The organism is Paenibacillus montanisoli (assembly GCF_003268025.1).
Taxonomy (GTDB): Bacteria; Bacillota; Bacilli; order Paenibacillales; family Paenibacillaceae; genus Paenibacillus_Z; species Paenibacillus_Z montanisoli.
Genome location: NZ_QLUW01000001.1, coordinates 1,328,433 through 1,341,204, shown reverse-complemented (window position 1 = coordinate 1,341,204; position 12,772 = coordinate 1,328,433). Strand labels below are relative to the sequence as shown.

General features: G+C 54.4%; 13 protein-coding genes. 3 read left to right on the top strand and 10 right to left on the bottom strand.

From position 1 onward, the window contains the following. Positions 1 to 3: 3 nt before the first annotated feature. The 7 genes from DL346_RS05885 to DL346_RS05855 all read right to left on the bottom strand — a co-directional run bounded on the left by DL346_RS05885 (position 4) and on the right by DL346_RS05855 (position 6,436). Positions 4 to 822, bottom strand: coding sequence for an ABC transporter permease (locus DL346_RS05885; protein WP_112881104.1), 819 nt, complete (start codon positions 820 to 822; stop codon positions 4 to 6). Beyond that, positions 819 to 1,853, bottom strand: a complete 1,035-nt coding sequence (locus tag DL346_RS05880) for an ABC transporter ATP-binding protein (RefSeq protein WP_112881103.1) — start codon at positions 1,851 to 1,853, stop codon at positions 819 to 821. Before DL346_RS05880 ends, DL346_RS05885 begins: the two co-directional genes overlap by 4 nt. A 3-nt stretch (positions 1,854 to 1,856) precedes the next feature. Next, entirely contained in the window at positions 1,857 to 2,315 is a 459-nt protein-coding gene (locus DL346_RS05875) for a DUF309 domain-containing protein (protein ID WP_240633040.1), read from the bottom strand. Next, a complete protein-coding gene (gene yjbM / locus DL346_RS05870) occupies positions 2,316 to 3,122 on the bottom strand; it encodes a GTP diphosphokinase (protein WP_112881102.1) in 807 nt (268 codons plus the stop codon). It abuts the gene before it with no gap. A gap of 15 nt (positions 3,123 to 3,137) precedes the next feature. After that, the gene (locus tag DL346_RS05865; protein WP_112881101.1) at positions 3,138 to 4,238 is read right to left on the bottom strand and encodes a quinone-dependent dihydroorotate dehydrogenase; all 1,101 of its coding nucleotides are present in this window, start codon (positions 4,236 to 4,238) and stop codon (positions 3,138 to 3,140) included. 620 nt (positions 4,239 to 4,858) lie between these two features. Then, positions 4,859 to 5,095 carry a ferredoxin gene (locus DL346_RS05860; protein WP_112881100.1) on the bottom strand — a complete coding sequence of 79 codons (237 nt, stop codon included), beginning with the start codon at positions 5,093 to 5,095 and terminating at the stop codon, positions 4,859 to 4,861. 66 nt (positions 5,096 to 5,161) lie between these two features. Next, on the bottom strand, positions 5,162 to 6,436 hold the full coding sequence (locus DL346_RS05855; RefSeq protein ID WP_276311509.1) for a DNA polymerase IV: 1,275 nt from the start codon (positions 6,434 to 6,436) through the stop codon (positions 5,162 to 5,164). A gap of 184 nt (positions 6,437 to 6,620) precedes the next feature. Here DL346_RS05855 and cimA point away from each other — a divergent pair, with 184 nt between their 5' ends. Further along, positions 6,621 to 8,234, top strand: a complete 1,614-nt coding sequence (gene cimA, locus DL346_RS05850; protein ID WP_112881099.1) for a citramalate synthase — start codon at positions 6,621 to 6,623, stop codon at positions 8,232 to 8,234. Between the two features lie 54 nt (positions 8,235 to 8,288). Here cimA and DL346_RS05845 read toward each other — a convergent pair whose 3' ends face one another. Next, on the bottom strand, positions 8,289 to 8,849 hold the full coding sequence (locus DL346_RS05845) for a TlpA family protein disulfide reductase (RefSeq protein ID WP_112881098.1): 561 nt from the start codon (positions 8,847 to 8,849) through the stop codon (positions 8,289 to 8,291). A 136-nt stretch (positions 8,850 to 8,985) separates the two neighbouring features. Here DL346_RS05845 and DL346_RS05840 point away from each other — a divergent pair, with 136 nt between their 5' ends. Together DL346_RS05840 and DL346_RS05835 are read left to right on the top strand one after the other, a co-directional pair. After that, positions 8,986 to 10,281 carry an MFS transporter gene (locus tag DL346_RS05840; protein WP_112881097.1) on the top strand — a complete coding sequence of 432 codons (1,296 nt, stop codon included), beginning with the start codon at positions 8,986 to 8,988 and terminating at the stop codon, positions 10,279 to 10,281. 87 nt (positions 10,282 to 10,368) lie between these two features. Then, positions 10,369 to 10,860: a M67 family metallopeptidase gene (locus tag DL346_RS05835; protein ID WP_165822387.1), complete on the top strand. Its 492-nt coding sequence runs from the start codon at positions 10,369 to 10,371 to the stop codon at positions 10,858 to 10,860. Here the strand turns inward: DL346_RS05835 and DL346_RS05830 are convergent. Beyond that, entirely contained in the window at positions 10,834 to 11,568 is a 735-nt protein-coding gene (locus DL346_RS05830) for a 3'-5' exonuclease (RefSeq protein ID WP_112881095.1), read from the bottom strand. The two genes, DL346_RS05835 and DL346_RS05830, sit on opposite strands and share 27 nt — an antisense overlap. Before the next feature lie 20 nt (positions 11,569 to 11,588). Further along, entirely contained in the window at positions 11,589 to 12,659 is a 1,071-nt protein-coding gene (locus DL346_RS05825) for a DUF294 nucleotidyltransferase-like domain-containing protein (RefSeq protein ID WP_112881094.1), read from the bottom strand. Between the last annotated feature and the right edge of the window lie 113 nt (positions 12,660 to 12,772).

Sequence of the window (12,772 nt, the reverse complement as noted above, 5' to 3'; positions counted from 1 at the left end):
CGCTCACCCTCCCGATGCGCCGTAGCGTTTAAGCCCTTGCCGCCACATGAGACGAAACGCCAGCAGTAGAATCATCAGCCAGCCTAGCTGCTGGGCGAAGCCGATCGCAATCTGCTGCGGCTCTCCGGCGAGTCGAGCGGTTAGCAGATCGACCGGAAACGCAACCGTCACGTAAAAAGGCAGCACTTTTGCCGCTTCGGCGACCCAATCCGGAAACATCGACAGCGGCGCGATCCGTCCAGCGAGAAACAAATGGACGCCTTCATATAAGGCATAGACAGCCGTAGCCCGGTTGCTCCAGAAGGCAAGCAGACCGAACATGTAGCCGATCAGGAACCGCAGCGCGGAAGACAAGGCGATCGCCAGCACGGCTAGTCCGATCGTGCCGATTCCGGCTGGCGTCCGCATAGCGGGAATGAATAGGGCCAACAGAAGCCACGCCGGAATCATCAGCGCAGCCCAAAATATTTTATACACCAAATTTCCATTAATGCTCCAATGAATCGGGTGGAACGGCCGAAGCAGCTTGCCGGAGAAGGTCCCTTGCCGAATGTCGCTGTCCAGCTCGTACACGTCCCATGACCGCGTAAGCCGGTCGACCAGCAGAACCGCGCAGAAGTAAAGCACGTAATCGGAAGCGCGGTAACCGGCGATCGAGCCGGTGCCGCTGAGCGAGGTCCATACCGCCAGGCTGACGAGCGGCTGGACGAACGCGCCGAACATCCAGATCAAGGTTTCGCTCCTGTAGGCCATCATGATCGCCCAATCCGCTTTGAAGACGACCATATACTTGCGCCAGAACCCCATTGTTGCGGCAATCATACGCCGATCTCCTTTGGTTCACTAGCCGCTTCCGCCGGCTGCGGCTCATCCGTATTGGCATAAGCCATGCCGATGACCGATTCCAGCGAAGGATCTTCAATCGTCAAATCGACGACCGGCAGCGAAGTAAGCAGCTTCGCAGACAAGCCCGTAACCTCTTCGCGCGGGGCTTCCACCTCAAGCTGAGGATAAGCATAGGAGACGAGCCGTCCGCCGCCGCTATGTACGGCCGCCTGTACCGTTTCGGCCGCTACCGGATCGCCGAGCACCAGCGCGATTCTTTTGTACGGCGAGAACCGGTCGATCAAGCTGTTGATGGCCCCGTCATAAAGCAGCTTGCCGTGGTTGATGACCAGCACGCGATCGCACAGCGCCGACACATCCGCCATGTAGTGGCTTGTAAGCAGGATCGTCGCTTTGTAATCGCGGTTATAAGCTTCGATGAACCTGCGCATCGCCTCTTGCATGTTGACGTCGAGCCCGATGGTCGGCTCGTCCAGAAACACCAGATCCGGACGGTGCAGCAGCGCCGCCACCAGCTCGCATTTCATCCGTTCGCCAAGCGACAGCTGCCGGACCGGCTTATCGATTACCGCGGCAAGATTGAGCATGTCCGTAAAATAATCGATCCTCTCCTGGTAGTCGGCAGGCGCGATCTCGTACACTTCTTTATGGATCAAGAACGTCTCCGACGCCGGTATATCCCAGATCAGCTGGCTTTTTTGCCCCATCACGAGGCTGACGCGCTTCTTGAACGCGTTTTGCTGCTGAAACGGAATAAAGCCGCCTACCCTGATCTGACCCGCAGTCGGGTGCAGAAGTCCTGTAAGCAGCTTCATCGTCGTTGTTTTCCCAGCGCCGTTAGGACCCAGGAAGCCCACAATTTGGCCTTCCGGAATATGAAAATCGATCCCGTCCACCGCCCGTACCTCCCGGTATTCGCGATGCCATAAGCTCCGCAGCGAAGCAGCGAAGCCAGGCTTCCGGACATGAACCTGATAAATCTTCGTTAACCCCTGCACATCAATCATCGGCTAATCCTCTCCATGAAGACGATTTTCAAGCGGAATTTCAGCAAGCGCTTTCGAAAGTTGGCGCAGCTCTTCATCGAGCACGACTAGCCGGAATGGAGCGAACGGAGGCGGAGGAGCGCTGCTTGAGGCGGCATCCCGCTCCAGCCATTCGCGCAGCGGCGTCAGACTGGACGCAATGTCAGCCCGAAGCTGCTTCAGATCAAGCCCCATCATGGCATCCGGATACTGGATCAGCTTATTCTCGGCCTGGGTAAAAAGCTTGACGGCGCCCGAGAAGTTGTCATTTCGGTAATGGTGAAGCCCGACCGCTGCTTGCAGCAAACCTTGGTACAGGACATTGCGGCCCTCCTCGAGCCACAGCTCCTCCATCACCTCATGGCATTCGAAATAATCCTCGTCCACGTTGAACAGCACGATAAAATGAACGAAACGCTCGTCATACGTCTGATCCGCTGCCACTTAGCTGGTGCCGCCCTTCTTCGCCGCCCGGTTGATCGCCGTGCGGATTTCATCGGACAGCATGCGGAGCGCGTAAGCATCCTCCTGCTCCCATAATTCGTTAAAACGCAGCTGGAATTGAACGGCTTCCCGCACGCGGTGAAAGAAATACAGCTCCTGAATGTCGCTTAGGATGCTGGATACCATATTCGATTTCTCTTCGAAATCCCGCTGCGCGTCCAGAATTTCGTTGCGGATGCTCGACATCTCCGTATCCAGCACGGATGCCGCTTCCGCTGCTTTCTTCAGCCGTTCGCGAACTTCGTCCGGCAAGCTCTCTTTATATTTATAGTTGAGCGAATGCTCGATCGTCGCCCAGAAATTCATCGCGAGCGTCCTGATCTGAATTTCAGCCAGCACATGCTTCAATCCGATCGCCGTCTGAACCGGATATTCGACAATCATATGGTAGCTTCGATAGCCGCTCTCCTTGAAATTGGTAATATAATCCTTCTCGTAGACGAGCTTCAAATCTTTGCGCGTCCGAATCAGCGCAGCGACGCGGTGAATATCGTCTACAAATTGGCACATAATGCGGATGCCCGCAATATCCTCGATGCCGGTTTCTATTTTCTCCATCGGTACGGATAACCGCTTCGACTTTTCTAATATGCTCGAAATCTTCTTAACCCGTCCGGTCACGAACTCGATCGGCGAGTAAGCCTCTCTATTCTTCAGCTCCGTGCGCAGCGTTTTGAGTTTTACCTTCAATTCTTCTACCGCTTGCTCGTATGGTTGCAAAAATAATCCCCAGTCTCTTCCGTCCATCCGTCCGCCTCCTGTCTAAGACCGATGATCTGCTCCAACCGCTTCTTTAATGGATTGAAACCCGTCCTTGCGCAAGCACTCCATTAGCCCTTCCGCAAGCTCGCGCAGCAATTCCGGCCCTTTGTAAATGAGTGCCGTGTAAATTTCTACAAGACTCGCACCTGCGCGAATTTTATCGTATGCATCGGCAGCCGTAAAAATGCCGCCTGAGCCAATAATAGGCAGCTTCCCGCCCGTCCGGCGGTAAACGTCGCGAATGACCTCCGTGGACCGTTCCTTGAGCGGCTTGCCGCTGAGGCCGCCCGTCTCTTTCGCGTTCGGATGCCCAAGGCCCTCGCGGCTGATCGTCGTATTCGTCGCGATAATGCCGTTTACGCCGCTCGCGACGATAGTATCGACCGTATAGTCGAGCTGCTCGTCCGTCATGTCCGGCGCGATCTTGACAAGCACCGGCTTGCGCGTCTTTCCGCTCTTCTTTGATTGAACCGCCATCTCGTCCATCACGGTGGAGAGTAGCAGCTTCAGCTCATCGCCATGCTGCAGCGCCCGCAGGTCCGGCGTATTCGGAGAGCTGATATTGACGACGAAAAAGTCGCCGTATGTATAGAGCGCCTGCAAGCATGCCCTGTAATCTTCGTGGGCAAGCTCGTTCGGCGTCGTTTTGTTCTTGCCGATATTGACCGCGATCGGAATCGGACGGTTCCTATACTTCGACAGACGCTCCGCCAGCACGGACGCACCGTCGTTATTGAAGCCCATCCGGTTAATCAGCGCTTCGTCGGAAGGCAGCCGGAACAAGCGCGGCAGATCGTTGCCGGCTTGTCCAACCGGCGTAACGGTTCCGACCTCGGCAAACCCGAAGCCGATATTTGCGAACATATCAACCGCCTTCGCATTCTTGTCCAGTCCTGCCGCAAGGCCGATCGGATGCGGGAAATGCAAGCCGAACAGATCGACCGCCAGCTCCTTTGTTTCCGATACGCCGTACATGGCGCGCATGAGCGCAGGGACGCCCGGCATACGGCTTGCCGCATGCAGACCGTCAATGACCGTATGATGGGCTTTCTCCGCGTCCATCCGGAAGAAATAGGGCTTGGCTATTTTCGTATATAGCAATGAAATTCACTCCGTTCTTCGTGTTAGCTCTATCGAACAGTTTAACGTGTCGGCAGGGAAAAATAAAGAGCAAGGCGCCTCTTTCGTGCGCACTCGCTCTTCACCCGCAACCGATTGCGATGTTGTATCCCTGCAAGAAAACGATTACAATAAGAGTACAAACCCATTTGTAAAGAAAGGTTGAGCCGTATGAGCCATGTCAAGAAAAGACCCCCTATTCTAAAAAGCAAGCAAAAGGAGCAAACCAACAAGAAAGCGCTCGTATGGATCGGTTCTATCTTCATCGTCATCGTCATTGTTATGGCCATATTGCTGATTCTAGATAAATAGGATACGGTGCAAAGCTAAGTTAACCTAACCATTTGCAAATGACAGCGGTGTTCGTCTCATCCTGCCCTCGGCTTCAAGCTTTAACGCTTGTCGTCCGGCGATTTCCGCGGGGCGGGAAGAACACCGCTTTTTATGTCGACACGCGTTCCAAGCGGTATCAGGTCATACGGATCCTCCAGATCCTCCAGTTCCATCCGAACGCAGCATCCCTCTAGTACAAGAAAAATCCCATCTCTTGTAGAAACAAGAAACGGGATTTGCTTGAGTGAAATGACTTCCTATGAAAAGAATTAGTTATTAAAAGGAGCGTCAGCGATTTTAATGGAGTCCGTCGGACAGCCATCAGCCGCATCTTGCAAATCGTCGTACAGATCCGATGGAATTTCCGTATTACCGTGGTTACCGTCGTTTCCGTAGATGACTTCTGCTAGACCCTCATCGTCGTAGTCGTAAATGTCAGGTGCCGTTGCTCCGCAAGCACCGCATGCAATGCACGTATCTTTCTCAACCCAAGTAAACTTCGACATCGTATTCCCTCCTATTAATTGTAAGCCAGTAAGCTTACTCATGTGTGCTCATTAAGCGAACAACCCTCATTCATCACTATATAACATATGCTCGTCTATTTGCAAGGATGTCCCTCGAATTCGTTTGTTCCGGATAAGGGCCGAAGGATCGTCGCCAAGCATGCCTGCCGTCAGCACGGCATCCTCGCCGAACTTATCTCGCAGCATATCCATGGTCTTCGTCAAAGCAGCCTTCTTCGGCTGCTCTTTATACTCAAACAAATCTAGCTGGACGGCCGTTTCTTCCTGCAGCGATAGATTTTGCAGCGTAATGCCGAGCAGCCTGACCGGCTCTCCATCCGGCCAGTGCTTATCGAACAGCTTGCAGGCTTCCTTATGGATATCGGAAGCGGAATCCGTCGGTACGGGAAGCGTCACCGACCTGCTCAGCGTGGTCATATCCGGTCTTCGGATGACGATCTGCACCGTGGACGCCATCATGTTCTGGCGGCGCATCCTGCGGCCCGTCTGATCGGCCAGATTCAAGAAGATGCGATGCGCCTCCGCACGGTCCTTTACATCAGTGGGCAGCGTCGTCGTATGGCCGACGGATTTGTTTCGCTCCCGTTCCGCATTGACGGGCGAATAATCGTATCCGTGCGATGCGGCCTTCATCCACGAGCCGACGACGCCGAAATGCTTCGTCAGCATCGCCTCGTCGGCTTCCGCCAGCTGCCCGATCGTGCGGATGTTCAGCTTAATGAGCTTCTCGGCCGTCTTGCGGCCGATGCCGAACAGCGCGTCGCACGGCTTATCCCAGAGCAGCCTCGGGACATCGCGGATGCGAAGCACCGTAAAGCCGTTCGGCTTCTGCAAATCCGAGGCCATCTTCGACAGCAGCTTATTAGGCGCAATACCGATGGAGCACGGCAGGTTCCACTCGTTTCGGATACGGTCCTGGATAGCGTGAGCGATCTCGAGCGGCTCCCCGAAGGCGGAGGACCCCGTAATATCCAGGTAGCATTCGTCGATGGACGTCGCTTCAACGAGCGGCGTATACTGTCTGGCAATCGACATGAACCCGCGCGAATAGGTCCGGTAGAGATTGAAGTCGGGAGGAATAAGGATTAACTCCGGGCACTTGCGCATTCCTTCCCGCACGGTCATCCCCGTCTTCACCCCTTTCTTCCGGGCCTCGTAGGACGAGGTAACGATGATGCCCTTGCGCAGCTCGACGCTTCCGGCGACTGCCGTGGGCTTTCCTTTATATTTATGCGGCTCCTCGGCTTCGTGTACGGAGCAGTAGAACGCATTCATGTCCAGGTGCAGAATGACTCGGTTCTTGGCGGCCGGCTTATCCACGGCGGCATTCCTCTCCTTATATGCGCAAAAGTCCTTTATGCTCAGCATACAATCGCCAAAATAGCCCGTCAACTCGCGGCCGTGGAGCGCAAACAACGGAACATTTACGCACCGCATAAGTAATGCTATAATAAAAAATTATGACTAGCATTGGATTCAGTAGTGAAGGGGGCTCTTACATAGGATGGCAAACTTAATCTCTATTTTCGATACAACGCTGCGTGACGGCACGCAAGGCGAAGGTATCAGCCTCTCCGCGGATGACAAGATAAAAATTGCCCAGAAGCTAGATTTACTTGGCGTTCATTATATTGAAGGCGGAAATCCAGGCAGCAACAGCAAAGACATTGAATTTTTCCAACGCGCGAAGAACTTGAAGCTCGGCGCCAAAATTACGGCTTTCGGCAGCACTAGGCGCAAAAACTCGCTTGCCGAGCAAGACAGCAGCCTCGTGCGCATCGTAGAATCCGGCGTTCCTGCAGCCACGCTCGTCGGCAAGTCGTGGGACTTCCACGTGCACACCGCGCTGCAAACGACGCTAGAAGAAAATTTGTCGATGATTTACGACTCCTTCGCGTTCCTGAAACGCAACGACGTTGAAGCGATTTTCGATGCCGAGCATTTCTTCGACGGGTACAAACATAACCCCGAATATGCTCTATCGGTTCTGCGCAAAGCACAGGATGCCGGCGCGGACTGGATCGTTCTGTGCGACACGAACGGCGGCACGCTTCCGACGGAAGTCTACGATATCGTCTCCCGCATCCGCATGGAGCTGAACGCGCCGATCGGCATTCACACCCATAACGACTGCGAGCTGGCCGTTGCCAACACGCTCGCCGCGGTACAAGCCGGAGCGCGTCAGGTGCAGGGAACGATCAACGGCTATGGCGAACGCTGCGGCAACGCAAATCTGTGCTCCATCATCCCTAACCTGCAAATTAAGATGGACTACCGCTGCATCAGCGACGACCAGCTGCAATCGCTGACGAAGACGGCCCGCTATATCAGCGAAATCGCGAACGTCCATATGCCTGTCGGCCAGCCTTACGTCGGCAACGCGGCATTTGCCCATAAGGGCGGCATCCATGTATCCGCGATCATGAAAGATTCCAAAACGTACGAGCATATCCGTCCGGAGCTTGTCGGCAATAAACAGCGCGTGCTCGTATCCGAGCTGGCCGGCCAAAGCAACATTATCTCCAAGGCGCAAGAGCTTGGACTTGACGTGAACGCAAACAACGACAAGACGAAGCAAATCATGGAGCGGATCAAAGATCTGGAGCATCAGGGCTATCAATTCGAGGGCGCCGATGCGTCGCTTGAGCTGCTGCTGCGCGATGCGTTCGGCGAGATGAAGGAAATCTTCAAGCTGGAATCGCTCAAAATGATCGTGGAAAAAACAAGCGGCAGCATGAATGCCGAAGCGATCGTGAAAGTCAACGTCGACGGCCAGACCGTTTACATGGCCGCCGAAGGCAACGGACCTGTCAACGCGCTCAACAACGCGCTGCGCAAATCGTTGGAGCAATTTTATCCAAGCATTAACGATTTCCATCTGTCCGACTATAAAGTCCGCGTCATCGACGAGAAGGACGCTACAGCCGCTAAAGTCCGCGTGCTGATGGAATCGACGGACTTCAAGAACACTTGGAGCACCGTAGGCGTTTCGAGCAACGTCATTGAAGCCAGCTGGGAGGCGCTGGTGGACAGCATCCGCTACGCGCTGCTGAATATGTCCAAGATCGATAACGCGCACGATGAGCCCCGCGAGCAGTTTGGCTTGGTGAACCACTAATAGAAAGAACGCCGGCATCGGCCTTAATGGCTGATCCGGCGTTCTTTTTTATTTCTATGTGCTGCTGCTCTGTTCTTCCTCCACGGCTAGCCATTTGTCGATAATGGCCTTCCACTGCCCCTTGGATATCGCGCCGCCGATTCGCTCCCTCACGATGCCCTTGCTGTCGATCAGCAGGCTGGTCGGGAATTGATTGACTTTATACAAATCGGTCCCTTTGCCGTCGCGGTCCATTAAAATCGGGAAGGTCAGCTTCTGCTGAACCACGAATTCCCTCGCTTGCCGCTCTCTGTCCATGCTCGTCGCATTGATGCCGTAGAGCTCCAGCTTGTCTCCATACTCCTCCGCCAGCGCCTGCATATCGGGTGCTTCTATCTCGCACGGTCCGCACCAGGACGCCCAGAAGTTCACAAGAAGCAGCTTCTCCCTTTTGCCGCCGACCGCGGTCTCTTTATCGTTCAAATCCGGAAGCTGGAGCGTCGGAGCCGTGTAACCCGGCTTCGGCAGCATGTCTTCGGAAGCTGCAAGCGCCTCGCTTTGCTTGCCTTTATTTTGGTATACTGCCGCACCTGCCAGAATGAGCACGATGACGATCAGCACCATAGATCGTTTCATAGCTGCGCCTTCTCTCTTATGCGTTTTACTTATCTTGTACAACCTCACTACATGTTACCACGCTTGGGAATGGATGCTCAAGTTCGTGGGCACATTAGGGGCGGGATGACACAAAATCGCCATGGGAGCTGTTCTAATGAAGCAATCGACGAAATCCGGCTGGTCGCAAGGATCGAAAGGCAACCTGCGGACGGTGCAATCCGGTGGCGCCGATGCCGGTCAAAGCAAAGGAAAAGGAAAATGGCTTGAATATAGCGCCCTGGCAACCGTACCGCTCGTACTCGTGCTGGGCAACTCGATGCTCGTTCCTATTTTGCCTGATATGGAACGCGAGCTAGGCATTTCCACCTTTCAAGCCAGCCTTGTCATTACGTTGTTTTCCGTGGCTGCCGGCCTGATTATCCCGATCTCCGGCTACTTGTCCGACCGCTTCACCCGCAAAGCCGTCATTTTGCCCTCTCTAGCCGTCTACGGAATCGCCGGTATCGCAGCGGGAGTCGGTGCCGTGATGCACTCCTACTGGCTGCTAATTGCGGCTAGAGCGCTTCAAGGAATCGGCGCAGCCGGCACATCGCCCATCGCCATGGCGCTCGTCGGCGACATGTACAGAGACGGCAGCGAGAGCGAGGCACTGGGCCTCATCGAAGCCTCTAACGGCGCAGGCAAAGTGATAAGCCCGATTATCGGCTCCCTACTGGCATTGATGGCATGGTATGCGCCTTTATTTGCTTTTCCGCTATTTTGCGCCGGCTCTTTCGCAGCGATGATGTTCCTTATTAAAGAACCGCCAAACGAAAATAAAACAAAAACACCTGTTAAGCAGTACATTTCCGATATCGTGAAGGTCTTTAAGGAAAAGGGACGTTGGCTCATATCCGCCTTCGTGTCGGGCTCGCTAGGGCTCTTTATTCTGTTCGGCGTCCTGTTCCGGTTATCGGACGTTCTGGAGGAAGCTCCTTACCGCGTGGACGGCGTCGCAAAAGGCGGCGTTCTAGCCATTCCGCTTCTGTTTCTTGTGGTTACAGCTTACGTAACCGGCCGCCATATTAAAAACAACGGCAAATTGATGCGCCGGCTGATGATGATCGGCTTGACCGTCATGAGCGGCGCGCTCGCTGCCGCCGCCTTCATGCATGCCAATATATATGCGCTGATCGGCTTCGCCGCGCTAAGCAGCACGGGTACAGGGCTATTGCTCCCTTGCTTGAATACGCTGATCACGGGCGCGGTCGACCGCGAGCACCGCGGCATGGTCACTTCGCTCTACAGCAGCCTGCGTTTCCTGGGCGTCGCCTTCGGCCCGCCGTTATTCGGCTGGATAGCCAAGCGCTCCGATACGCTGCTCTACGGCATTGTAGCCGCGCTCTCCCTAGGGGCGCTGCTCATCATCGTTTTCCTCGTGCACCCGCCTAAGACCGCAGGCGATGTCTAGGCCGGACTACTAAGGAGGGCATCAACCCGTTATAATGAAGAAAAGAGTTAAACTTTGAAACATGCAAGAAACGAGGCTATGGACAGGATGAACGAAGCAGGAGATTACCGGCTGCATGCTCAGCAAGCGTATGCGACAATTACGGCCGATGCCTATCAACGCATGATCGACAGCTGCGTACGCGCATTGCCGAACGAGGCATGCGGCATTCTCGCCAGCGACGCAATTCTGCCTATCGGAGACAGCGAGCAGTCCGCATCGCCGATCCTTACCGTTACCAGCGTATATCCGATTCCGAACCGGTCGCGGCAGCCACGAAGCCGCTTTGATTTCGATCCGGCAGCATGGATCCAAACTTGCTACCGCATGCAAAAAAACCGACAATCGCTTGTCGGTTATTTTCATTCCCATCCTTCGTCGCTTCCGCTGCCTAGCCCATCCGATCTGAACGGTCTTCACGCCTCATCGACAACCTACTGGATTATTTCGCTTCTAGACCCGGACATGCCGCGCATTCAGCCCTACCGGGTCGATGGCGGCACCTTCATTCCTTTAATGCTGACTCAAATAAGCATATAAGTCCCCGAGCGTGATGACGTTCCGGCTTTGAATGCGCTGCAAGTAATTTACCCACAGCCTCGCCGTCATGAATGAATCCTCCAGCGCATGGTGCCGCTGCGTTATATCAATTCCCGCCAGCTCAAGCAAGTCATCCAAACTATAGGATTCCCGATTCGGCTCCAGCCACTTGGCAACCATCATCGTGTCCAGCACCCTGTGGGTCAAATACACCTTCGAGGTCCGCCAGAGCGCAGCATTCAGAAACTGCTTGTCATGTCCGCTCGCATGCGCAACAAGCAGCCTCCGCCCGACGAATTCCATAAAATCATGCAGGACCTGCATGAGATCCGGCGCATCCCCCGCCATTTCATTCGTGATGCCGGTCAGCTCCGCAATATGCTTGGGTACTTTGCGTTTCGGGTTAACCAGGCTGTAGAAGGTGCGATCCTCGGCAATCCGGTCCCCTTGGACGAGTACGGCTCCGACCGACAAAATTTCGTCCCCGTTCGTCGGGTAAAATCCGGTCGTTTCCAGATCAAAGACGACATACTCCATTTCGTGAAGCGGCTGGTCCATGACGGAATCCTTCCGCTGCTCCTTCGACATGGAACGAATGAAGGCCATTTGCTGCGCGTTTTGAGCGCCCATCATGGAAGCGATCGCCGGCGTTATCCCGCCCATTTTGTATAAATGCCACATCCTGCCAACACTTTTCTGCTCCTTCATGCTACTCCCCTCCGCCTAGCCTACTGCCTGCCCGTCATCTGCCGCTGCACGAACCGCCTCAGCTTCTTCACCCCTTTGAGCCCCGCCTTGAGCTCATCAATTAATTCTTTCGTCATCTTGGCGCGAGGCAGCTTCCCGTTATTCGTATACAAACCGTCATCCCTCTTCAAGGTGCTCATCAGCCGCAGCCGCAAAAATAATGCAAAAATATGCGCATACAGCGCATGATCCTCCTTTGAAACGACCCCCTGTTGATACAAGCGGTCGATTCGCGTTAACGTCGACGTTTCGCGTATGTCCGCTTGAATGCTCAACAATCGAATCGCGTTGACCATCGGAATATAAGCCCCGTATTTCAAATCCAGACCGCCGGCATCTTCGCCGTATTGCTCCTTAAGCAGCTGGCCGAACACGCCGATCAATACCTTGTGGCGCATCGTATTATTCAACATGTGACGCGCGATAACGGGATTTGCCAGCAGATCGGAAAAGAAATGATCCTTAAGCGCTTGCAATAAGCGGTTCTCTCCGTAGATTAACCGGCTGTCTGCAACGATGAGAAGATACCTGACAACCTCCCAACCAGGCTCCTCAAACCAACCGTCTAACTTCGCCCTCCACTCCGTCAGAGATTGACACCAGAAAGGGTTTGCGCTGATCACTTCGCCTTCACAAGGCGGATAGCCGAGTCGCTCCAGCGTTTGAACGACCATTTTGCCGAAAGTATGAAAATAGTCCCTCACCCGTTCAAGCTCCGACTCCTCCTCCGGATCGCCATAAATCATGCCGCTGTCCTGGTCGCTGGATAGCGTTTGTTCTTGTCTGCCCCCGCTGCCGAACAATAAATACGCGTAAGGCACGGGTGGGGAACCATGCCCCAGCCGTGCCATTTGCCCTTCTGAAAGTGAGATCGCCCGCCGAATAAACGCGTCATGCACCTCATTCAGATCCGTATAAAATTGTTCTGCCGGTTGTTCGGCATGCAGAGCTTCCATGCGCTCATGGATTTGATCCCGCAAGCTTCGCAGCGTAACCACATCATCGGCCTTCCCGATGCGTGACAGCAGCTTTGCACGAACCGGATCGCTCATGCGTTGCTCACCCCTATGTCAGTCAACGTATTATGGTTGTATCTTTGCTTCGTATTTCAATGGTTGTGTCTTTGCTACGCATTTCTATGGTTGTGTCTTTGCTACGCATTTCT

Coding starts and splice junctions, on each gene's coding strand:
- DL346_RS05880 (WP_112881103.1), bottom strand. CDS start 1,853: ATGATTGATGTGCAGGGGTTAACGAAGATTTATCAGGTTCATGTCCGG.
- DL346_RS05840 (WP_112881097.1), top strand. CDS start 8,986: ATGAAGCAATCGACGAAATCCGGCTGGTCGCAAGGATCGAAAGGCAAC.
- DL346_RS05830 (WP_112881095.1), bottom strand. CDS start 11,568: ATGAAGGAGCAGAAAAGTGTTGGCAGGATGTGGCATTTATACAAAATG.
- DL346_RS05860 (WP_112881100.1), bottom strand. CDS start 5,095: ATGTCGAAGTTTACTTGGGTTGAGAAAGATACGTGCATTGCATGCGGT.
- DL346_RS05885 (WP_112881104.1), bottom strand. CDS start 822: ATGATTGCCGCAACAATGGGGTTCTGGCGCAAGTATATGGTCGTCTTC.
- cimA (WP_112881099.1), top strand. CDS start 6,621: ATGGCAAACTTAATCTCTATTTTCGATACAACGCTGCGTGACGGCACG.
- yjbM (WP_112881102.1), bottom strand. CDS start 3,122: ATGGACGGAAGAGACTGGGGATTATTTTTGCAACCATACGAGCAAGCG.
- DL346_RS05825 (WP_112881094.1), bottom strand. CDS start 12,659: ATGAGCGATCCGGTTCGTGCAAAGCTGCTGTCACGCATCGGGAAGGCC.
- DL346_RS05835 (WP_165822387.1), top strand. CDS start 10,369: ATGAACGAAGCAGGAGATTACCGGCTGCATGCTCAGCAAGCGTATGCG.
- DL346_RS05845 (WP_112881098.1), bottom strand. CDS start 8,849: ATGAAACGATCTATGGTGCTGATCGTCATCGTGCTCATTCTGGCAGGT.